Source organism: Microbispora sp. NPDC088329, from assembly GCF_040685655.1.
Classification (GTDB): domain Bacteria; phylum Actinomycetota; class Actinomycetes; order Streptosporangiales; family Streptosporangiaceae; genus Microbispora.
This window is the reverse complement of sequence record NZ_JBFBIP010000006.1, coordinates 114,167-133,144: the sequence shown is the minus strand read 5'-3', so window position 1 is coordinate 133,144 and position 18,978 is coordinate 114,167. Positions and strand designations below refer to the sequence as shown.

The following is an 18,978-nucleotide window of genomic DNA, read 5'->3' as shown; positions in this document are numbered from 1 at the left end:
AACCCCTTGACCGCAAGGTACGCCGAAGTTGACTTCGCGGAGTCATCATCCGGATCACAGTCCGGTCACAGACCGTAGTTCCGCTGTCACCGGCCCGCCGCGAGGATGACGCGCGCCGGATTCAGCACCGCGTGGGCCATGACCGATCCAGGGCCCCGCACCCCGCTTTCACGTGCGGTTTCCGCGGCTCGACCGCAGGATGTAGGAGGCGAGCACCACGGCCCCGGCGACGGCCTGCGCCGCGACATACGGCGCGACCAGGGCGGGCCGTGACGCCAGCGCGGCGAGCGCGGGCAGCGACCCGAGCAGCGCGAGGTCCACGCCGGTCGCCGCCCAGAGGAGCGGCCCGGTCGGCACCGGGCCGCCCCCGGTGTCGATGACCGGCATGGAGTGGTCGACCGGCCGCCGCCGCGCCATTCGCAGTGCCCCCGCGGCGAGCGCGGGGGCGGCGGCGGGCCCGAGCGCCCACCAGGCCCCCGGCGGCAGCGCGCCCGTGGCCTGCAGGCCCGCCAGGGCGAGCGCCGACCAGGACGCGGCCAGCAGCGCGGGCAGCACCGACCTGGCCGCCGTCGCGGCCCTGCCGTCCACGGCCAGCATCCGGGCCAGGGCCGGGTCGCCGCCGTCGCGCCGGACCCCTCCGGTGCACATCGCGGCCGCGGTCAGCGCCCCGCACAGCAGCACGCCGGCGGCAGGCCCGATCGCGCCTCCGGTGGCGTCCGCGCAGACGGCGGGCAGCGCCGCCGCGCCGAGCAGCGCCGCCAGGCGGCCCGGCCGCCTGGCCACCCGCAGCCACTCCTGCCAGGCCAGCGCGGGCGCCGGGCCGAGCCGCGACACCAGGCGGGGCCAGGGGCGGGACCGCAACGCCCGGCCGCGCCAGTGGACGTCCTCCGCGACCCAGGTGAGCATCCCCGGATCCAGCAGGGTCGCCGCCGAGGTCACCCGCGCCGTCCGGGTCGAGGAGGCCAGGATCTCGCGGGCGGGGATGCGGTCGAGCGCCGCCCAGGCCCGCCGTACGAGGAAGGCGGCCACGACGGAGGCGAGGCCCGCGACCGCCGCGCCGAGAGACGCGGGCGCCTCGGCGACGGCGGCGAGGATCCGGCGGCCGGGGCCCGCGCCGAGCACGGCCGCGAGCACGGCCACGGAAACGGCCCCGGCGATCAGGAACTGCAGCCGGGCGTCCGACGCCGGGGACTGCTGGCCGAGCACCGCCGTGGCCATGCCGCCCACGCTCGCCGCGACGCCGAGCAGCAGCGCCGCCGCGAGGCGCGCGCCGAGCTGATCGGGGGCTCCGAACACCGACAGCGCGGCCAGGCCGAGCGCCGCCCCGGCGAGCGCCGCCGCCGACAGCAGGAGCAGCACCGTACGGCCGAGCACGGCCCGGCGGGGCAGCGGCGACGTCACCAGCCATGCGGCGTCGGCGGCGGGCAGCACGACGGGGCCGAGCGCCCGCGCCAGGGCGAGCAGTCCCGCGTAGGCCGCCGCGACCAGGGCGAGCCCGGCGCCGAGCCGCGCGGGGTCGGCGTGACGGGCGAGCCCGGCGAGCGCGTCGGCGACGGGGCGGCCGAGCACCGCGGCGGCGACGAGCAGGCCGAAGACCCTGGTGTAGCGGTCCGACCAGGTCGCCGGCCGCCCACGGTGGGCGCGCAGGTAGGCGAGGGCGGGGTGCGCCCGCGCGGTCGCCGGGATCACGACGCCGCCCGCAACGTGATCACTCGGGCTCCCGCGTCCTGTGCCAGGCGCTCGTCGTGGGTGGCCATCACCACCGTGCCGCCCTCGGCGGCGTAGCCGCGCAGGATCTCCGCCAAGCGCTGTCTGAAGCCGGTGTCCAGGCCGCGCTCCGGCTCGTCGAGCAGGAGCAGGCGGCTCGGCCGGAGCAGTGTCATCGCCAGCGACAGCCGCTGCCGCTGGCCCGTGGACAGCGACAACGGGGCGAGATCCGACCGGGCGCTCAGTTCGAAGGTCTCCAGCGCCTCGTCGACCGTCAGGCGGGCGTCCCGCTGGACCGCACTCATCAGCTCCAGGTGTTCGCGGACGCTCAGGCCCGGATACCAGGCGGGCTCGTCGCCGGCCTGCACGACGTGCCGCCAGAACTCCGGAAGGTCGGCGGGCGGCCCGCCGAGGACGTCGATCTCGCCGCGGGGCGAGGAGTGCAGGCCGGCCAGGCAGCGCAGCAGCGTGGACTTCCCGACGCCGTTCTCGCCCATGACGGCGACGATCTCACCCGGAGCCGCGGTGAGATCGACGCCGCGCAGCACGGGCACACCGCCCAGATCCAGCCCGATTCCGCGGGCCGTGATGATCGCGTTCGCCATGGCCCGAGCCTACGCCGCCCGTCCTCGAGCGGCGTGTGGGGCCGATGGGACCGATCGCGACCGTCCGTTCGGGCCTCCTCGAACCGCTGCCCGGCCGGCCGACGCGCCGACGGCCGGCGGGCGCACCGCCTCGTCACCGGCCGATGAGCAGCCGTCGTGCGATCTCCTCGGGCATCGGGTAGACGCGCTCGGGAGGCAGCAGCCGCTGGGCCTTCGCCGCCTGCCCGCTCTGCGCCAGGCTCGCGATCCTGCGGACCCGCGGGGTGAGGTCGGTCAGGTCGACGACCCACTCGTCCGCGAACGTACGGATCAACCCACGACCAATGCCGACCTGGATGCTGTAGTGGTTGAGCGGCGCCCCGCGCAACGAGCGCTCGGGATCCCACTGGACGTGCACCGCCGCCCGGCCGACTGTCAGGGGATCCGCGGTCGTCAGCACCGCCCGGGAGAGTGCCTCGTGCCATCCCTCCCGTGTCATCCGTACGGAAAGAACACGTTCCTGCCCGGCCTTGCGCCCCCAGTTGCTGCGGTGCATGAGCCACAGGAACGACGGTTTGATCCACGTCATGCGGGTGAACGAGAAGGGCGCCACGAACCGCTTGGCCCTCAGGGCCGGGTCGGCCACGGCCGCCGGGTACGCCTGATAGACCACGATCGTCTCGGCGTCGTAGTCGGCCCGGACCTGGTACTGCGGCGACACGCCGAGCACCCTGTCATCGGCCGGCTCCGCGGCGCAAAGCCTTTTCCCGCGCAGTCCGTCAGCCGCGCAGCCTCCCAGCCGCGCAGCCTCCCAGCCGCGCAGTCCGTCAGCCGCGTGGGCGTGACCGTGTCCGCGCGGAGGGGCGCGCGGGCGCGACCGGGGGCCGGCCTCACAGCTCGCCTCCGGCACGACCCCAACGGTCCGCAGGCGCCCGGGCGCACCGGTAGAGATCAGCCGCCGGAGGTGGGGTCCTCCGCTCCCGCGCCGGGGATCGTCATGTCGTCGGGGTCGTCCAGCCAGCCGTGCGGCAGCGACACCTTCGACCTCTCGCCGCTCTTGCCGCGGGGGCCGTCGGCCTCGTCCGGCCAGGGCTGGTCCGCGTCCAGCTCGGCGACCCGCTCGGCCATCTCGGACAGCCGGTCGGCCGAGGTGAGCGCGCGGCGGGTCTCGGCTCCGACGACGAAGCCCTTGAGATACCAGCCGACATGCTTGCGGAAGTCGGCCAGGCCGTGCCGCTCGCTGCCGATGACCTCGCAGAGCAGCTCGGCGTGGCGCAGCATCATCGCGCCGACCTCCCCCAGACGGGGCCGGGTGCGCTCGGCCGAGCCGCGGAAGGCCAGGTCGAGGTCGCGGAACAGCCATGGCCGTCCCAGACAGCCCCGGCCGATCACCACCCCGTCGCAGCCGGTCTCGGCGACCATGCGCAGGGCGTCGTCGGCGCTCCAGATGTCGCCGTTGCCCAGCACCGGAATCTCCGGCACCGCGTCCTTCAACCGTTTGATCGCGTCCCAGTGCGCCGTGCCGCCGTAGTGCTGGCGGGCCGTGCGGGCGTGCAGGGCGACGGCGGCGAGGCCCTCCTCCACCGCGATCCGTCCCGCTTCGACGTAGGTCAGGTGGTCCTCGTCGATGCCCATGCGCATCTTCATCGTGACCGGCAGCGGCCCGGCCCCGGCGACCGCCTCGCGCAGGATGGCGCGCAGCAGGTTCCGCTTGTACGGCAGGGCCGACCCGCCGCCCCTGCGGGTGACCTTGGGCACCGGGCAGCCGAAGTTGAGGTCGATGTGGTCGGCCAGGTCCTCCTCGGCGATCATCCGTGCGGCCTTGCCGATGACGGCGGGGTCGACCCCGTACAGCTGGATGCTCCGGGGCGACTCCTGCGGGCCGAACCGGATCATCTGGAACGTCAGCGGCACCCGCTCGACCAGCGCCCGCGAAGTGATCATCTCGGACACGAACAGGCCGCCGCCCTGTTCCCTGCACAGGGTGCGGAAACCGATGTTCGTGATGCCCGCCATGGGAGCGAGCACCACCGGGGGCCAGACCTCGAGCGCGCCGATTCTCACCCGTTCATTTTCCCCGCTGCCGGCTGTGAGCCGTACAAGATCGTGGACGTACGGCTTTCGCCCCGGTTAATCTGACCTGGACCGGCGGTGGGGAGGTCGTCATGCTGCTGCGGCTGAGAATCGCCTTGCCAGATCGTCCTGGCTCGCTGAGTCAGGTGACCGGGGTCCTGGGATCCGCGGGCGCCGACATCACCCAGCTGACGGTGCTCGACCGGGGCGACGGCCGCGCCCTCGACGACTTCACCGTCTACTGGCCCGACGCCGCCCCCCGCGAAGACCTCGTACGGGCTCTCGAGGACATGGACGGGGTCCGGATCGTGGGCGTCTGGGGCACCAGGGAGGCGCCCGGAACCTACCCCGAGCTGGAGATCCTGAAGTTCCTCACCACGGCGGGCGACCGCGCGCTCGGCACGCTGATCGACTCCATGCCGGTGCTGTTCAGCGCGGGCTGGGCCGCGGCGGCGACCGAGAAGGACCCACGCGTCACCGTGTACGCGAGCTGGCGGGCGCCCGAGGACATTCCGTTCCCGGAGGAGACCCCGTCCCGGCCGACGGCCCTCACGCTGCCGTCCGGCCTGCACGTGATCGTCGCACCGCTGCCGCCGCTGGCGCTGGCGCTGATGCTGGCCAGGGCCGAGGGGCCGGACTTCCACCGCAACGAGGTGCACCGGCTCACCCGGATCCTGGAGATCTTCCTGACCCTGCCCGCGATCGAGCGGGGAGCCGACCGCGCGTTCCGCAGACCGAGCGCCCGCCCGTTCTGAACAGACCACCGCTGAGCACGCGTCGCCGAGTACACACCGCAGGCGAAAACCCGGTACAGTAGCCACGTCGCCGCAAGGCGGACGCGGAAGTGGCTCAGTGGTAGAGCATCACCTTGCCAAGGTGAGGGTCGCGGGTTCGAATCCCGTCTTCCGCTCCGAGAGGTCACGCATACGGGCCTCGCTCTGGTGGAGTGGCCGAGAGGCGAGGCAGCGGCCTGCAAAGCCGCGTACACGGGTTCAAATCCCGTCTCCACCTCTGTTTTTCCGATCCGGCTCCCGGGCGTCGACGCTCCCGGGAGCCGTCGCATGTCACGCGACGCACGCACCAGCCGCCCCGGTGGAGGACACCGCCGGCTGTTCCCGATCCCCGCCACGCCCGTGCCACCGACCGGCGCCGGCCCGTACGCCCGACACTGGTGCGTTCTGTCATCGGGGAGACAAGTCGGCGTAAGGGTCCTTCTCAACGCCCCATGCCGGGCGCACACTGAAAGGGACACCATAGGCGATTTAGCGTGGAGTAGCTCGTGCACGGTCACATGCCCCCAGCGATGCCCATGCTGTCTCGTGGCAAGCATCGCAATCCCAGCAAGGGCGCCTGCTTCATGGAGTTCGCGTCCTACCTCGCAGGTGAGCGGTGGAGCGACCATCCGTCGTGCACGCACCCGCTGCTCGCCGGTCTCGCCCGCCTCGTCAACGACCACACCTCCGACGCCGCCCGGCCCCGGCTGGCCGAGCTGATCCCGTCGGTGATCGGTCTGACGGGCGACGATCCGCGCCTGGACGCGCGGATCGCGCTGTGTTCGGCCTGCGCCGCGCTGCCGGTCGTGGCGCACGAGCGCCAGCTCGCGATGGCGGTCTCGATCCTGTCGGCCGAGCACGTGCTCGCCGAGCTGGAGGGCCGCCCGGCCGGCGACCTGAGCGAGCGCGGCAGGCACGCGCTGGCCCAGGTGCCTGACGCCACCCGCTGGGCCTACACCTTCGGCCGTGGCGTACGGGTATCACCGAAGGGCTTCCGCAGGTACGCCGCGCCGAACACTGTGCAGTTGGCGGTCCGGGGCATCGCCCAGGCATGCGTGCCCGATCCCGACCCGCTGTTGCACGATCTGCTGGCCGACGCGATCGACGACTGCTGGGCCCTGTTGCGTCCCGCCACCGGAAGCACCGCCGGAAGCACCGCCGGGAACGGCGCCGGGGACGCGGCCGCGCCCGCCACCGAGCCCGCCCCGCCCGCGGTCGACCCCGCGCGCTGGGCGGACGCCTGCCGCCTCACCGGCCTGTCGGCCTGACCGCCCGCCACCGCCCGCCCGGCCGTTCCGTGAACCGGTCAGGTCAGCGCGGCGCCGCGTACGACGCGCCTCGGTCTCGCACTCCGCGATCGCGTGATCGGCCGCAGCAGCAGCGCCTGGGCGAGCACGACCACGCAGAAGATCCCGAGCACGTAGCCCCAGCTCACGTCCGTCAGATGGTGCATGCCCCGGTAGAGCCTGGCCAGGCCGACCGCCAGGGCCGCTCCCGCGCCGAGCAGCCACCACAGCGCGTTCAGGATCGTGTGGCGGTGGGTGTGCAGGGTCAGCACGAGCGCGGTGCCGCAGTAGAACGCGACGGCGGCGCTGGTGTGCCCCGACGGATAGCTGGACGTCGGCGGCGCGGGATCCAGGTGCGGCACGTGCGGGCGGGCCCGCTGCGCGAACACGGTCGCGAGCAGGAAGATCGCCGACTGCGCGCAGACGGCGGCCACCAGGAAGACCGACTCCCGCCAGCGCCGGTAGACGACCCGGAAGAGGATCGCCATGATCGTCGTCACCACGATGATCACAGGGGTGTCGGACAGCATCGAGGCGTAGTGGGTCACCTCGTTCCAGAACGGCGTGCGCTCCTGGGCGATCTCACGGCTGACCGCCTCGTCCTGCGCGATGAGCGTCGAGTGCTCCAGGACCCTGGTGAGCAGCAGGCCGAGCCCGAGGGTGACGAGTGCCATGAGCACGAGCGGGAGCAGGACCCGCCGGGCCGCCTCCGCGGCGACGGATGACGACCGGGCACTCCGGGTGTCAGGTTTATGCACGGCGGTCAATTCGTCCTCCTTGGGGGGTGATTGCCCTCTTGGCCTCGGGCCCGACGCCCTCGCGTAACGGCTTGGCGGGCCGGCGGCCCACGTCACGACGGCGCCAGGTCTCGAAGGCGGCCGCCGTGGCGGCCACCACGGCCACGCCGAACACCAGCCCGCCCACCACGTCGCTGAACCAGTGCACGCCGAGCGCGATCCGGCTGAAGCCCACCGCCAGCGGGATCAGCACGGCGAGCGTCCAGGCGAGCACCCGCCCACGCTCCCGCACGAGGGGCAGGACGAGCAGCAGCAGGATCCCGGCGCCGAGCACGGCGTTGACCGTGTGTCCCGAGGGGAACGACGCGCCGGGGGCGATGGCGACGGGGTCCGGCAGGCTGGGCCGGGCCCGCGCGACGACGACCTTCAGGGCGAGGCCGAGCAGGCCGCCGACCGTGATCGTGGTGACCGCCCACAGGGCCAGGTGGTAGGCGCGACGCCAGACCAGCCAGGCGACCGCGGCGCCGACCGCGATCCGCCAGGTCAGCGGCGCGAAGACATCGCTGACCAGGCTCATCAGCCGGGCGAACCCGGGATTGCCGACCGCGTAGGCGTGCAGGTCCCACGCCGCTCCCTTGTCGATCTCGGTGAGCGGGCCGAAGGAGGTCTTGACGAAGACCAGCAGCACCGTGAACGGCACCCCGATCAGTGCCAGCGCCGCCGTCGCCACCGTCAGCCGCAGGCCGAGCCGGTGCTCGCGGTCGAACCGCCTGCGCCACCAGCTCATCGGCCGCTCCCGGCCGCCTGCCGCTCCCGCCGTACGACCGGCGCCGGGCCGGGGTCGGGCTCGGCCGGCTCGCCGCGGCCCGCGCGACAGGCCTCCAGCTGTGCCGAGAACGCCAGGCCGAGGAAGAGCGCCATCGAGCTGAGGAACGACCACAGCAGCAGCGCCATGACCGCCGTGAGCGGGCCGTACGTCGCGCCGAACGTGTGGCTGCCGGCGGTGTAGAGCGCGAGCAGCCAGGTGAAAAGCGTCCACAGCAGCACACCGACCGTCGCGCCGACCGCGAGCCAGGTGTGGCCCGGCTGCTTGCGCCGGGGCGAGGAGCGGAACAGCACCGAGATCGACAGGACGGCGAGCAGGAAGCCGACCGGCCAGCGCAGCCAGCCCCACAACCGCTCGGTGGTGTCGCTCCAGCCGTAGGCGTCCGCCGCCGCCTCGCCGACCGCGCCGCCGCCGACCAGGATGACGAACCCGACGCTCATGAGGAGGCCGGCTGTGACGGCCATCAGCAGCGCCCTGCCGTATTTGGCGATGAAGGGGCGGTCGCGCTCGATGCCGTAGATGCGGTTGGCCCCGCGTTCGAACTGGCCCATGGCGGTGGTCAGCGACACCAGCGCGGTCAGCAGACCGAGCCACAGGGCCAGCTTCCCTCCCGCGCCCGAGGCGTGGTGGCTCTGGCTGAGCGTCTCCTGGATGACCTGCGAACCCGCGCCGGGAGTCAGGCGCCGAAGGGTGAGCTCGAGGAGCCGGCCGAAGCGTTCCTGGTGCAGCACCGAGCTCAGGCCGACAACGGCGATCGCTCCCGGGATGATCGCGAGGCAGGTCTGGAACGCGAGGGCGCGGGCGTTGCTCGTGCCGTCGCCATACCTGAACCGGACATACGCGTCCCGAAAGAGGTGCCAGCCGCCGTACCGCCGCATGGCGGCATAGGCGTCGTCGGCCGACAGTTCGTCGCCGCTCATGCTCCTGGTCTCCGGCACCGGGGTCGCGGTTCCCATGTCAGTCCCTCACACGTCAGGGGGTGGGAACCCGCCGGAGGCCGGGTCGCGGGCCGGTCTCCGGTGGGTTCCCGCTGGCCCCCCGACTACCCCGATCACGCTGATTGGAACCCCGGCCGCCGCACGGCGGTTCTCGGCGCGGCGGCTGCCGGGCCCTACAGGACGGCGCAGCCGACGGTGACCGGGACCTTGGCGGACCAGCGGCCGGAGATCACGTCCTGGGCCTGGGCGTAGGCGTTGGCCGGCTTGCCCCCGCCGGAGCAGTCGAACACGTCCGTCTTCTTGCCGAAGCTCCCGGCGGTGTACCCGGTGTGACGGCTCGCGGTCACCGTGCCGCTCCAGAACACCTTGCCGCTGGTGTAGCGGATGTAGAGCCTGACCTGGCCGAGGTTGAAGTGGTCGCCGTTGATCTTGAGGCGCGGGATGTCGTCGACGGAGGTGCTGCTCGCCGTGCCGTCGCCGTTGTCCACCGGCGGGACGGTGTAACGGGTGACCCACAGCTTGGCCGAGACCACACGGGAGGCGGCGATGCGGTTCTGCACCTCGACATCGATGCGCTCCTTGCCGAAGACGCACACGTCGTCGCCGGGGAACGCGTTGCGCCACTCGAAGTCCTCCGTGCAGGTGTGCGGGCCGTTCGCCCCGGAGACCCAGCGGGACTCCTTGATGGCGTTGTCCTTCTGGACCTGCGCACGCTCCTGCGGGCTGACACAGACGTGGTCACTGGGGCGGGCCTCGCGCCAGACGTAACCCTCCAGGCAGGTGTCCGGGCCGTAGTCGCCGCCCGCGGAGGCCGGCCCGGCCATGAGCGTGACCGGGGCCGTCACCGCCAGACCGGAGATCGCGGCGGTGGCCAGAGCGAGCAGGGGGCGTTTCATTACTGTCTCCTGTGAGTGCGGGCGGAAAGTGCGTCCCGGTCAGGCGGTCGCCGCCGGGTGGTCCGTACGCCCCCAGTGATAGGCGCGCCCGGTTGCACGTCCCTTGATCCACGCTTGCGATCACCCGCTGCAAGCCCCCCGCAAGCCCGATCTCACCTCTGCGACGCCTGCGCCCGGCGATTCAGCCGAGTTTGCGGGAGCTCACTTCGACCAGGCCGGCCTCGTAGGCGGCGATGACAAGCTGGGCTCTGTCCCTTGCGCCGAGTTTCGCCAGCAGGCTGCCGACGTGAGTTTTCACGGTGGCCATGCTGACCTGGAGCTGACGGGCGATCTCGGTGTTGGACAGGCCACGGGCGACGTGCAGCAGCACCTCCCGCTCCCGCTCGGTGACACCGGGCAGGGCACCGCCGCGGGCCGAGGGCGTCGCGGGCCCCGGACGCCGGGCGAACTCGGCGATGAGCCGTCGCGTGACCGCGGGCGAGATGAGCGCGTCCCCGCGCGCGACGACCCGGATCGCGGCGAGCAGATCGACGGGCGGCGTGTCCTTGAGGATGAAACCGCTGGCGCCCGCCCGCAATGCGCCGTACACGTATTCGTCCATGTCGAAGGTGGTCAGGACGAGCACCCGCGCGCTGCTCTCGCGGCTGGCGCAGACCTGGCGGGTGGCCTCGATACCGTCCATGTCCGGCATCTGCACATCCATCAGGATCACGTCGGGATCCTGCAGCGGCAGCAGCGTCAGCACCTCGCGGCCGGTCCCGGCCTCGCCCACGACCTCCATGCCGGGCACCGATTCGAGCAGAACACGCAGGGTGCCGCGGAGCAGCACCTGATCGTCGGCGACAAGCACCCGGATGCGCTCGGTCATGACCCTCCAGCCCTCCGTAACGAGCGGTACGGCAATCTGGCCGCCACCCGGAATCCGCCCTGTTCCCGTGGGCCTGCGGTGAAGTCGCCGTCCTGGAGCAAGGCCCGTTCACGCATGCCGATGAGTCCGTGCCCGCCCGCCCCGGCGGTCGTGACCTTACCCCCTTTCCCGTTGTCGACCACCTCGACGAGAACCTCCCGGGATGTCACTGTCACCGAGATCGTGCAGGACACGCGCTCCCCCGTGCCGTCCGCGGCGTGCTTGATCACGTTGGTGAGCGACTCCTGGACGATGCGGAAGACCGCGCTCTCGACGCCGCGCGGCAGGTCCTGCCAGCCGTCGACGTTCAGGGTCACCTGCAGGCCCGCCTCGCGAGCCCGACCGGCCAACGTCTCCAAACCAGCCGGTCCGGGCACGGGACCCGGCGGGGAGTCCCCCGGATCGCCGGCGCCGGTCGAGCGCAGCACACCCACCATGCGGCGCATCTCGTCGAGCGCGGTACGACTGGTCGCCTGGATCACCTCCAGCGCCGCGACGGTCTCTCCGGGGCGTTCCCCTGCCACGTGCACCGCGACCCCGGATTTCATGGCGATCAGGCTGAGGCTGTGGGCGACGACATCGTGCAGCTCCCGGGCGATGCGAACCCGCTCCTCGGCCACGGCGAGGCGAAGCCGCTGTTCGGCGATCCGAGCCGCGCCGGTCCGCCGTTCCCGCACGGTGAGGCCGAGCAGCCAGGCGGCCGCCATGCCCAGCCAGCTCAGCCCGATCAGCCCGAAGCCGCCCACGAGGCTGGGCTCGTGCGACATCGGCACCAGGACGGCGGCGCCGGCCAGGCCGGCCGCGAGGCCGAGGTAGGCGGGCGGGCCCGAGGTGGCCAGCCCGACCGTGTAGAGCACGAACGCCCACGCCGGCCACGGATTGATCAGCGCGCCGGCCCACACCCCGGCGGCCGCGACGGCCAGCACCAGGGCGAGCGTGGGCAGCGGCCGGAGCCTGCGCAGCGCGGCGGCCAGGCCCAGCCCGGCCCCGAACAGCCAGCCGTACGGCGGCACGGCCACCCGTTCGAGCGCCACCAGGCCGATCGGGACGGCCAGCACCACGTCGAAGGCGAGCAGATGACTGCGGCGTAGGCGCGAAGCCGTCAGCGGACGGAGGCCACCCATGTGATCACCTTACGCAGCGCCCGGCCGGAGGGCATCCGCCCTGGGTCGGAGGCGGCGGCCTCCGCCCCGGGGCGGACAGGTCCAGACCTGGGCTCGATGACTCCGGGCCCGGAGTTTCGCCATCGTGAGGGGCATGATCGAAGTACGGAATCTGACCAAGCGCCACGGACCGAGGACCGCCGTCGACGACCTGTCCATCCACGTGCGGCCGGGTCTGGTGACAGGGTTCCTCGGCCCCAACGGGGCGGGGAAGTCGACCACCATGCGCGCGGTGCTCGGCCTGGTCACTCCCGACTCGGGCGAGACCCTCGTCGGCGGCCGGCCCTTCCGATCGCTGGTCCGTCCGCTCTGCTCTGTCGGCGCGCTGCTGGACGCGGACGCCGCCCACACCGGCCGCTCGGCGTACCACCATCTGTCCGTGCTGGCCCGCGCCGGCGGCATCGGCCGCCGGCGGGTGGCCGAGGTGCTGGACCAGGTCGGCCTGACGGACGTGGCGCACCGGAGGGTGGGCGGTTTCTCGCTCGGCATGCGGCAGCGGCTGGGGATCGCCGCCGCGCTGCTCGGCGACCCCGGCGTGCTCATCCTCGACGAGCCGATCAACGGGCTCGACCCCGAGGGCATCCGGTGGATCCGCGAGCTGCTGCGCACACTGGCGGGCGAGGGCCGGACAATCTTCATCTCCAGCCACGTGATGAGCGAGACGGCGCTGACCGCGGACCGGGTCGTCATCATCGGGCGCGGCCGGCTCATCGCCGAGGCGACCATCGGCGAGCTCCTCGCGCGATTTCACCGGGACGTGCTGGTGCGCGGCCCCCGGGAGGACGAGCTGAAGCGGTTGCTGCTCGCGCACGGCGCCGTGGTGCGCCCCGAGCCGGGAGGCGGACTGGCCGTCGGCGGCGGCCGTCGCGGCGCCGCCCGCCCTCCCGCGCCGGACAACGTGTGGATCTCCGAGCTGGCCGCCGCGCACGGCATCCCGCTGTACGAGATCACGCCACGCAGCGCGTCGCTGGAAGAGGCGTTCATCGAGCTCACCGACAGCAGCACCGATCACAGGACGGGACGGCGGCAGGCATGACAACCGGTGGCACCTATATCGCGAGCAGCCTCGTGGAGTCCGACGGCCGCACGCTGGAACCCTCGCGCGCGCGGCTGATGCGGGATCTGGTCGTGGCGGAGTGGCTCAAGATCCGCTCGCTGCGCTCGACGTACTATCTGCTGGCGGTGCTGCCGCTGCCGATCGTGCTCGGCGGCGGGCTGGCCCTGAGCGCCGCCGGCTCATGGGAGCGTCTGTCCGGACAGGGCCGATCCGGGTTCGACCCGTCGGCGGCGGGCGGGACCGCGCTCCAGGTGACCTACCTGGTGCTGGCCGCCTTCGGCATCCTCGTCATCACCTCGGAGAGCACCACGGGCATGCTGCGCATGACGCTCACCGCCGTGCCACGGCGGCGCAGCCTGCTGACGGCGAAGGCGCTGGTGGTCGGCGTGGTGTCACTCGCGGCCGGCCAGGTCAGCTCGTTCGCCGTCTTCTTCGTCAGCCAGGCCGTGTTCGGCACCCGCGGCATCGGGGTGACGCTCGCGTCGCCGTACGCCCTGGCCACCGTGCTCGGTGCCGGGTTCAGTTGCATGGTGATGGGGCTGGTGGGGCTGGGAGTGGGGACAGTGCTGCGTTCGTCGGCCGGCGCGTTCATCGCGATCTTCGCTCTGCTGTTCGTGGTTCCCGCGCTGATCTCGCTGCTGCCCGCCCCGTGGGACGGGCGGATCGGCTCGCTCACCCTGCCGATGGCCTCCAACCTGCTGCCGGGCCGGATCCCCGGCGCGTGGCTGCCGCCGGCCGGGGCGGTGCTGGTGCTGCTCGGCTACGTCGCGCTCGCGCTCGCAGCCGCATCCGTCGCCATCACCCGCCGGGATCCCTGACTCCGTGCCCGGCTCTTCTCAGTAGGACTGGAGTTCGACGAGGTTGCCGTCGGGGTCGCGCAGGTGGGCGGTGCGGCAGGTCGGTCCCCATTCGGGCCGGTCGCCCGGCGGCACCACGACCCGGCCTCCGCACGCCGCCCCCGCGGCCACCGCCCGTTCGACGTCGTCCACGGTCAGGACCAGCATCGTCGTGTCACCCGGGCCGCCGAGGCCGATGCCCGTTACCCGCTCCAGCATCGACCGGTCGAGCAGCGCGAGCACCGCCTCACCGCCGCGGTCCCAGTTGGCGTACGGCCCGTCCTGGTCGCCCTTGATGAGCCGGGCTCCGGCGACGCCGGTGAGCAGGCCGTCGTAGAAGCGGAAGGACTCGGCGAACCTGGAGGTGAGCACGCGAGGGTAGAGAGCGTCCATGAGAAGTCCTTGGTAGGCACCAACTATTGGTTGTGCCCTATCCTGCCCTCATGACCGAGGTGCCGCAACTGCCCCCGTCCCTGCTCGGGATCACCGCGTTCCTGCTGTCGAAGGTGGGCATCGCCGGGCGACGCCGCATGGGCGACCGGCTGCGCGAACACGGCATCGGCCTGTGGGACATGGCGGTGCTGGCCGCGCTCCGCGACTTCGGCCCCGCGTCCCAGCGCGAGCTCGGCGCCAGGCTGGGCATCGACCCCAGCGACCTGGTGGCGGTGATGGACACGCTCGTGCCGCTTGGCCTGGTGGAGCGCGAGCGCGACCCGGAGGACCGGCGGCGATACCGCGTCGCCGTCAGCCCCGAGGGCCTGGCCACGCTGGAGGCGGCGCTGCGTGAGGCCGGGGAGGTGCGCGACGACCTGCTGGCCGCACTGGACGAGGACGAGCGGGCGTCCCTGCACGCGCTGCTCAGGAAGGCGTACGCCGGTCTGGAGCCGCGGGCACGCGCCTGAGCCGGGTCGGCGGGTCAGCCGGTGGTCAGCCAGACGTATCCGGCGAAGCGCCCGGTGCGCTGCTCACGGCGGTAGGAGTAGAGATCGGCCGTCTCGATCGTGCAGCGGTCGTCGTGCCGGACGTCGGCCACGCCGGCCCGGGCGAGCTGGGCCGCGATCCCGGCCCGGATGTCGAGCGCGGGCGTGCCGTTCCGGGTCCGCGACCAGGTCTCCGGCACGCCGGCGGCGACGCGCTCGCGCAGATCTTCCGGCACCTCGTAGCAGAGCCCGCACGCCGACGGCCCGATCACGGCCGTCATCCGCTCCGGCCGCGCGCCGTTGGCCGCCATCGCCTCGACCAGGGCGGGCACCACGCCCGCCTCCGTGCCCGGCCGTCCCGAGTGCGCGCCGCCGACCAGCCCGGCCTCCGGATCGGCCACCAGCACGGGCGCGCAGTCGGCGACCAGGACCGCCAGGCCGAGCCCGGGACGGTCGGTGAACACCGCGTCCAGCGCGGGCGGGTCGTCCCCGAACGGCCCCTCGGCGTAGGCGACGTCGGTGCCGTGGACCTGGCGCATGAACACCACCTGGCCGAGCCCGAACTCCGCGGCCGTCTTCGCCCGGTTCTCGGCGACCGCCGCGGGGTCGTCCCCCACCGCCCCACCGAGGTTGCGCGTGCCGTACGGCCCGGCGCTCACGCCGCCGTTCCGGTCGGTGAAGGCCATGCGGACCCGATCGATCGCAATCACCCGATTAGCGTACGGCCAGGAAAGGAGCGTGACATGCGTGCGGTGGTGTACGAGGAGTTCGGCGGGCGGGCCGGGGTGCGCGAGGTGGCGGACCCGGTGGCGCCGCCGGACGGTGTGGTGATCAGGGTCGAGGCGACCGGGATGTGCCGCAGCGACTGGCACGGGTGGATGGGCCACGACGCGGACATCACCGTCCTGCCGCACGTGCCCGGCCACGAACTGGCCGGGGTGGTGGAGTCGGCGGGCCCGCAAGTGACCCGCTGGCGGCCGGGCGACCGGGTGATGACGCCGTTCGTCTGCGCCTGCGGGAGCTGCCGCGAGTGCACGACCGGCAACCAGCAGGTGTGCGAACGCCAGACGCAGCCCGGCTTCACCCACTGGGGATCGTTCGCCGAGTTCGTCGCGATCGACCACGCCGACGTGAACCTCGTGCGGCTGCCGGACGGCATGGCGTTCGCCACGGCGGCGAGCCTGGGCTGCCGCTTCGCCACGGCGTTCCGCGCGGTCGTCGACCAGGGGCGGGCGCGGGCGGGCCGGTGGCTGGCCGTGCACGGCTGCGGCGGGGTCGGGCTGTCGGCCGTGATGATCGGCGCCGCCGTGGGCGCGCGGGTCGTCGCGGTGGACGTGTCCCCCGCCGCACTCGACCTGGCCCGGCGGTTCGGCGCGGCCGAGTGCGTCCTGGTCGGCGAGGGCGACTCGCCCGAAGAATCGGCCGCCCGGGTCAGGGCCGCGACCGGGGGCGGCGGCGCCGACGTCTCGCTCGACGCGCTGGGCGCCGGCGCGACCTGCGCCGCCTCGATCGGCAGCCTGCGCAGGCGCGGCCGTCACGTGCAGGTGGGCCTGCTCCCCGGGGAGACCTCCCTGCCGATGGGCCGGGTGATCGCGCACGAGCTGGAGATCGCGGGCAGCCACGGCATGGCCGCCCACGCCTACCCGCCGATGCTGGAGCTGATCGCGGCGGGCGTGCTCCGTCCCGATCTGCTGGTCACCCGCACCGTCGGCCTGGACGACGCGCCGGACGCGCTGACCCAGCCGGGCGCGCATCCGGGCGTCACCATGATCATCCCTGGCCGGTGAGCGACGCGTAGAGCTCGTGAGTCCGCTCGGCGATCCGCCGCCAGGAGAAGTGGTCGATCGCGCGCACGCGCCCGGCCTCGCCCATCGCGGCCGCGAGGCGCGGGTCGCCGAGCACCCCGTTCACCCGCTCGGCCAGCGCCGCGGCGAACGCCTCCGGGTCGTGCGGCTCGCCGTCGGGGCCCTGGTCGATCGGGACGAGCAGGCCCGTCTCGCCGTCGGCGACCACCTCGGGGATGCCTCCGGTCGCGGTCGCCACGACGGCGGTCTCGCACGCCATCGCCTCCAGGTTCACGATGCCCATCGGCTCGTACACCGAGGGGCACACGAACACGGTGGCGTGGGTGAGGATCTGGATCACCTCGGGCCTGGGCAGCATCTCGGAGATCCACACCACGCCCTTGCGGGAGGCCGACAGCTCGCGCACGAGCGCCGTGACCTCCTCGGCGATCTCCGGCGTGTCGGGCGCGCCCGCGCACAGCACGAGCTGCGCCGCCGGGTCGAACGACCGGGCCGCGTGGAGCAGGTGCACCAGGCCCTTCTGCCGGGTGATGCGCCCCACGAAGACGACGTACGGCACGGCCGGGTCGACGCCGTGCTTCACCAGGGCCTCGATGCCCCGCGACGGCGCGTACTCCTCGGTGTCGATCCCGTTGTGGATCACCCGCACGCGCTCGGCGGGGATCTCGGGGTAGGCCGTGAGCACGTCGCGGCGCATACCCTCGGACACCGCGATGATCGCGTCGGCATCGTGGAGCGCGGTCCGCTCCGCCCACGACGACAGCGTGTAGCCGCCGCCGAGCTGCTCGGCCTTCCACGGCCGCAGCGGCTCCAGGCTGTGCGTGGTGGCCACGTGCGGCACGCCGTACAGCATCTTGGCGACGTGGCCGGCGAAGTTCGCGTACCAGGTGTGGCTGTGCACGACGTCGGCGCCCTCGCAGCCGGCGGCCATCTCGACGTCGACGCCGAGCACCTGCAGGGCGGCGTTCGCGCCCGACAGCCCTCCGGGGACCGCGTAGGCCCGCACTCCGGGCTCCTCGCGCGGGGCGCCGAAGCAGCGCACCCGCACGTCGGCCAGCCGGCGAAGCTCCCGCGCGAGGTACTCGACATGGACTCCGGCACCGCCGTACACCTCGGGCGGATACTCACGGCTCAGCAGATCGACACGCATACGAGTGAGCTTAGAGTCCCTGATTGGCACCGATTGCCGGTGTCCCTGGTGTTTGTTAGCCGTTTCGGGGGTTAAGGTCCTGCCTATGAAGGTCCTGGCGATCGTGCTCGCGGGTGGAGAGGGCAAGCGGCTGATGCCGCTGACCGCGGATCGGGCCAAGCCCGCCGTGCCCTTCGGCGGCATTTACCGGCTCATCGACTTCGTCCTGTCGAATCTGGCGAACGCCCACTACTGGCAGATCGTCGTGCTGACGCAGTACAAGAACCACAGCCTGGACCGGCACATCTCCCGGACGTGGCGGCTGTCGTCGATGCTCGGCAACTACGTGACCCCGGTGCCGGCGCAGCAACGGCTCGGGCCGCGCTGGTTCGCCGGATCGGCCGACGCGCTGTTCCAGAATCTCAATCTCATCTACGACGAGATGCCCGATCACGTGATCGTCTTCGGCGCGGACCACATCTACCGGATGGATCCGCGCCAGATGGTCGACCAGCACATCGACTCGGGCGCGGACGTGACCGTCGCCGCGATCCGCCAGCCCCTCGAACTGGCCGACCAGTTCGGGGTCATCGAGGCGGACCCCTCGGGCCGCCGGATCGTCGCGTTCCGCGAGAAGCCGAAGGACGCGGTGGGCCTGCCCGACGCCCCCGACCAGATCTTCGCCTCGATGGGCAACTACGTCTTCAAGACCCAGGCCCTGATCGAGGCCCTGCGCGAGGACGCACTCGACCCAAGCAGCAAGCACGACCTCGGCGGCAACATCATCCCGATGTTCGTCAAGAGCGGCGGCGCCGAGGTGTACGACTTCGCGCACAACGTGGTGCCCGGCTCCACCGAGCGCGACCGGGGCTACTGGCGGGACGTGGGGACGCTCGACGCCTACTACGAGGCCAACATGGACCTCATCTCGGTGCAGCCGGTCTTCAATCTCTACAACGACCGGTGGCCGATCTACACCGGCAACGATCCGCTGCCGCCGGCGAAGTTCGTGCACAACGAGGGCGACCGGGTGGGGCACGCGATGGAATCGCTCGTGTCACCCGGGGTCATCGTCTCGGGCGGCACCGCGCTGCGCTCCATCCTGTCCCCCGGCGTGGTGCTGCACTCCCACTCGCACGTCGAGGACTCGGTGCTGATGGGCAGCGTGAAGGTCGGCAGGGGCGCGATCGTCCGCAAGGCCATCATCGACAAGAACGTGGTCATCCCCGACGGCGCCCGGATCGGCTTCGACCTGGAGTACGACCGCCAGCGCTTCGCGGTGACCCGCAGCGGTGTGGTCGTGATCGGGAAGAACGAGATCGTCGACCGCTGACGCCCGGC

At 72.8% G+C, this 18,978-nt stretch carries 20 protein-coding genes and 2 tRNA genes; 9 read left to right on the top strand and 13 right to left on the bottom strand.

Features of this window, described 5'->3' with window-relative positions:
* Positions 1-168 precede the first annotated feature (168 nt).
* The 4 genes from AB0O28_RS14535 to dusB form a co-directional block, all read right to left on the bottom strand.
* Positions 169-1,689, bottom strand: coding sequence for a DUF6297 family protein (locus AB0O28_RS14535; RefSeq protein WP_363640072.1), 1,521 nt, complete (start codon positions 1,687-1,689; stop codon positions 169-171).
* Positions 1,686-2,312, bottom strand: coding sequence for a heme ABC exporter ATP-binding protein CcmA (ccmA, locus tag AB0O28_RS14530; protein WP_363640070.1), 627 nt, complete (start codon positions 2,310-2,312; stop codon positions 1,686-1,688). Before ccmA ends, AB0O28_RS14535 begins: the two co-directional genes overlap by 4 nt.
* Before the next feature lie 133 nt (positions 2,313-2,445).
* The gene (locus AB0O28_RS14525) at positions 2,446-3,012 is read right to left on the bottom strand and encodes a DUF4291 domain-containing protein (RefSeq protein ID WP_363640068.1); all 567 of its coding nucleotides are present in this window, start codon (positions 3,010-3,012) and stop codon (positions 2,446-2,448) included.
* A gap of 230 nt (positions 3,013-3,242) precedes the next feature.
* Entirely contained in the window at positions 3,243-4,355 is a 1,113-nt protein-coding gene (dusB, locus tag AB0O28_RS14520) for a tRNA dihydrouridine synthase DusB (RefSeq protein ID WP_363640066.1), read from the bottom strand.
* Between the two features lie 101 nt (positions 4,356-4,456).
* On the opposite strand from dusB, the gene AB0O28_RS14515 reads away from it, so the two are divergent.
* The 4 genes from AB0O28_RS14515 (at position 4,457) to AB0O28_RS14500 (ending at position 6,405) form a co-directional block, all read left to right on the top strand.
* Complete coding sequence (locus tag AB0O28_RS14515) at positions 4,457-5,119, top strand: ACT domain-containing protein (protein WP_363640064.1); 663 nt, start codon at positions 4,457-4,459, stop codon at positions 5,117-5,119.
* Positions 5,120-5,202: 83 nt separating this feature from the next.
* Positions 5,203-5,274, top strand: a tRNA-Gly gene (locus tag AB0O28_RS14510).
* 30 nt (positions 5,275-5,304) lie between these two features.
* Positions 5,305-5,375, top strand: a tRNA-Cys gene (locus tag AB0O28_RS14505).
* Between the two features lie 292 nt (positions 5,376-5,667).
* Positions 5,668-6,405, top strand: a complete 738-nt coding sequence (locus AB0O28_RS14500) for a hypothetical protein (RefSeq protein ID WP_363640062.1) — start codon at positions 5,668-5,670, stop codon at positions 6,403-6,405.
* A gap of 38 nt (positions 6,406-6,443) precedes the next feature.
* Here the strand turns inward: AB0O28_RS14500 and AB0O28_RS14495 are convergent, their stop codons facing one another.
* The 6 genes from AB0O28_RS14495 to AB0O28_RS14470 all read right to left on the bottom strand — a co-directional run bounded on the left by AB0O28_RS14495 (position 6,444) and on the right by AB0O28_RS14470 (position 11,851).
* Positions 6,444-7,181 carry a phosphatase PAP2 family protein gene (locus AB0O28_RS14495; RefSeq protein ID WP_363640455.1) on the bottom strand — a complete coding sequence of 246 codons (738 nt, stop codon included), beginning with the start codon at positions 7,179-7,181 and terminating at the stop codon, positions 6,444-6,446.
* Positions 7,174-7,947: a phosphatase PAP2 family protein gene (locus AB0O28_RS14490; protein ID WP_363640060.1), complete on the bottom strand. Its 774-nt coding sequence runs from the start codon at positions 7,945-7,947 to the stop codon at positions 7,174-7,176. Before AB0O28_RS14490 ends, AB0O28_RS14495 begins: the two co-directional genes overlap by 8 nt.
* A complete protein-coding gene (locus tag AB0O28_RS14485) occupies positions 7,944-8,942 on the bottom strand; it encodes a YihY/virulence factor BrkB family protein (protein WP_363640058.1) in 999 nt (332 codons plus the stop codon). The genes AB0O28_RS14490 and AB0O28_RS14485 overlap by 4 nt, the downstream gene beginning before the upstream one ends.
* Before the next feature lie 155 nt (positions 8,943-9,097).
* Positions 9,098-9,820 (bottom strand): hypothetical protein, encoded by a 723-nt coding sequence (locus tag AB0O28_RS14480; protein ID WP_363640056.1) that lies wholly within the window; start codon positions 9,818-9,820, stop codon positions 9,098-9,100.
* A 181-nt stretch (positions 9,821-10,001) separates the two neighbouring features.
* Complete coding sequence (locus AB0O28_RS14475; protein WP_363640054.1) at positions 10,002-10,688, bottom strand: response regulator transcription factor; 687 nt, start codon at positions 10,686-10,688, stop codon at positions 10,002-10,004.
* Positions 10,685-11,851 carry a sensor histidine kinase gene (locus AB0O28_RS14470; RefSeq protein ID WP_363640052.1) on the bottom strand — a complete coding sequence of 389 codons (1,167 nt, stop codon included), beginning with the start codon at positions 11,849-11,851 and terminating at the stop codon, positions 10,685-10,687. Before AB0O28_RS14470 ends, AB0O28_RS14475 begins: the two co-directional genes overlap by 4 nt.
* Positions 11,852-11,984: 133 nt before the next feature.
* On the opposite strand from AB0O28_RS14470, the gene AB0O28_RS14465 reads away from it, so the two are divergent.
* Together AB0O28_RS14465 and AB0O28_RS14460 are read left to right on the top strand one after the other, a co-directional pair.
* On the top strand, positions 11,985-12,926 hold the full coding sequence (locus tag AB0O28_RS14465; RefSeq protein ID WP_363640050.1) for an ATP-binding cassette domain-containing protein: 942 nt from the start codon (positions 11,985-11,987) through the stop codon (positions 12,924-12,926).
* Positions 12,923-13,765, top strand: coding sequence for an ABC transporter permease (locus AB0O28_RS14460; protein ID WP_363640049.1), 843 nt, complete (start codon positions 12,923-12,925; stop codon positions 13,763-13,765). Before AB0O28_RS14465 ends, AB0O28_RS14460 begins: the two co-directional genes overlap by 4 nt.
* Positions 13,766-13,783: 18 nt before the next feature.
* Here the strand turns inward: AB0O28_RS14460 and AB0O28_RS14455 are convergent, their stop codons facing one another.
* On the bottom strand, positions 13,784-14,176 hold the full coding sequence (locus AB0O28_RS14455) for a VOC family protein (protein WP_363640047.1): 393 nt from the start codon (positions 14,174-14,176) through the stop codon (positions 13,784-13,786).
* Between the two features lie 50 nt (positions 14,177-14,226).
* Between AB0O28_RS14455 and AB0O28_RS14450 the strand changes: the two genes are divergently transcribed.
* Positions 14,227-14,685, top strand: coding sequence for a MarR family transcriptional regulator (locus tag AB0O28_RS14450; protein ID WP_363640045.1), 459 nt, complete (start codon positions 14,227-14,229; stop codon positions 14,683-14,685).
* Positions 14,686-14,699: 14 nt separating this feature from the next.
* On the opposite strand, the gene pgeF is transcribed toward AB0O28_RS14450, so the two are convergent.
* Positions 14,700-15,389, bottom strand: a complete 690-nt coding sequence (gene pgeF / locus AB0O28_RS14445; protein ID WP_363640453.1) for a peptidoglycan editing factor PgeF — start codon at positions 15,387-15,389, stop codon at positions 14,700-14,702.
* A 57-nt stretch (positions 15,390-15,446) separates the two neighbouring features.
* On the opposite strand from pgeF, the gene AB0O28_RS14440 reads away from it, so the two are divergent.
* The gene (locus AB0O28_RS14440; protein ID WP_363640043.1) at positions 15,447-16,490 is read left to right on the top strand and encodes a zinc-dependent alcohol dehydrogenase family protein; all 1,044 of its coding nucleotides are present in this window, start codon (positions 15,447-15,449) and stop codon (positions 16,488-16,490) included.
* Here the strand turns inward: AB0O28_RS14440 and glgA are convergent.
* Positions 16,474-17,658, bottom strand: a complete 1,185-nt coding sequence (gene glgA, locus AB0O28_RS14435) for a glycogen synthase (RefSeq protein ID WP_363640041.1) — start codon at positions 17,656-17,658, stop codon at positions 16,474-16,476. The genes AB0O28_RS14440 and glgA overlap by 17 nt on opposite strands.
* Before the next feature lie 85 nt (positions 17,659-17,743).
* Here glgA and glgC point away from each other — a divergent pair, with 85 nt between their 5' ends.
* Complete coding sequence (gene glgC / locus AB0O28_RS14430) at positions 17,744-18,970, top strand: glucose-1-phosphate adenylyltransferase (RefSeq protein ID WP_363640039.1); 1,227 nt, start codon at positions 17,744-17,746, stop codon at positions 18,968-18,970.
* Positions 18,971-18,978 lie beyond the last annotated feature (8 nt).

Bases quoted from the DNA above. Each gene is read 5' to 3' on its own strand.
- glgA (WP_363640041.1), bottom strand. From the start codon at position 17,658: ATGCGTGTCGATCTGCTGAGCCGTGAGTATCCGCCCGAGGTGTACGGC.
- AB0O28_RS14450 (WP_363640045.1), top strand. From the start codon at position 14,227: ATGACCGAGGTGCCGCAACTGCCCCCGTCCCTGCTCGGGATCACCGCG.
- AB0O28_RS14485 (WP_363640058.1), bottom strand. From the start codon at position 8,942: ATGGGAACCGCGACCCCGGTGCCGGAGACCAGGAGCATGAGCGGCGAC.
- AB0O28_RS14475 (WP_363640054.1), bottom strand. From the start codon at position 10,688: ATGACCGAGCGCATCCGGGTGCTTGTCGCCGACGATCAGGTGCTGCTC.
- glgC (WP_363640039.1), top strand. From the start codon at position 17,744: ATGAAGGTCCTGGCGATCGTGCTCGCGGGTGGAGAGGGCAAGCGGCTG.
- pgeF (WP_363640453.1), bottom strand. From the start codon at position 15,389: ATGGCCTTCACCGACCGGAACGGCGGCGTGAGCGCCGGGCCGTACGGC.
- ccmA (WP_363640070.1), bottom strand. From the start codon at position 2,312: ATGGCGAACGCGATCATCACGGCCCGCGGAATCGGGCTGGATCTGGGC.
- AB0O28_RS14490 (WP_363640060.1), bottom strand. From the start codon at position 7,947: ATGAGCTGGTGGCGCAGGCGGTTCGACCGCGAGCACCGGCTCGGCCTG.
- AB0O28_RS14440 (WP_363640043.1), top strand. From the start codon at position 15,447: ATGCGTGCGGTGGTGTACGAGGAGTTCGGCGGGCGGGCCGGGGTGCGC.
- AB0O28_RS14465 (WP_363640050.1), top strand. From the start codon at position 11,985: ATGATCGAAGTACGGAATCTGACCAAGCGCCACGGACCGAGGACCGCC.
- AB0O28_RS14480 (WP_363640056.1), bottom strand. From the start codon at position 9,820: ATGAAACGCCCCCTGCTCGCTCTGGCCACCGCCGCGATCTCCGGTCTG.
- AB0O28_RS14515 (WP_363640064.1), top strand. From the start codon at position 4,457: ATGCTGCTGCGGCTGAGAATCGCCTTGCCAGATCGTCCTGGCTCGCTG.
- AB0O28_RS14470 (WP_363640052.1), bottom strand. From the start codon at position 11,851: ATGGGTGGCCTCCGTCCGCTGACGGCTTCGCGCCTACGCCGCAGTCAT.
- AB0O28_RS14460 (WP_363640049.1), top strand. From the start codon at position 12,923: ATGACAACCGGTGGCACCTATATCGCGAGCAGCCTCGTGGAGTCCGAC.
- AB0O28_RS14455 (WP_363640047.1), bottom strand. From the start codon at position 14,176: ATGGACGCTCTCTACCCTCGCGTGCTCACCTCCAGGTTCGCCGAGTCC.
- AB0O28_RS14500 (WP_363640062.1), top strand. From the start codon at position 5,668: ATGCCCATGCTGTCTCGTGGCAAGCATCGCAATCCCAGCAAGGGCGCC.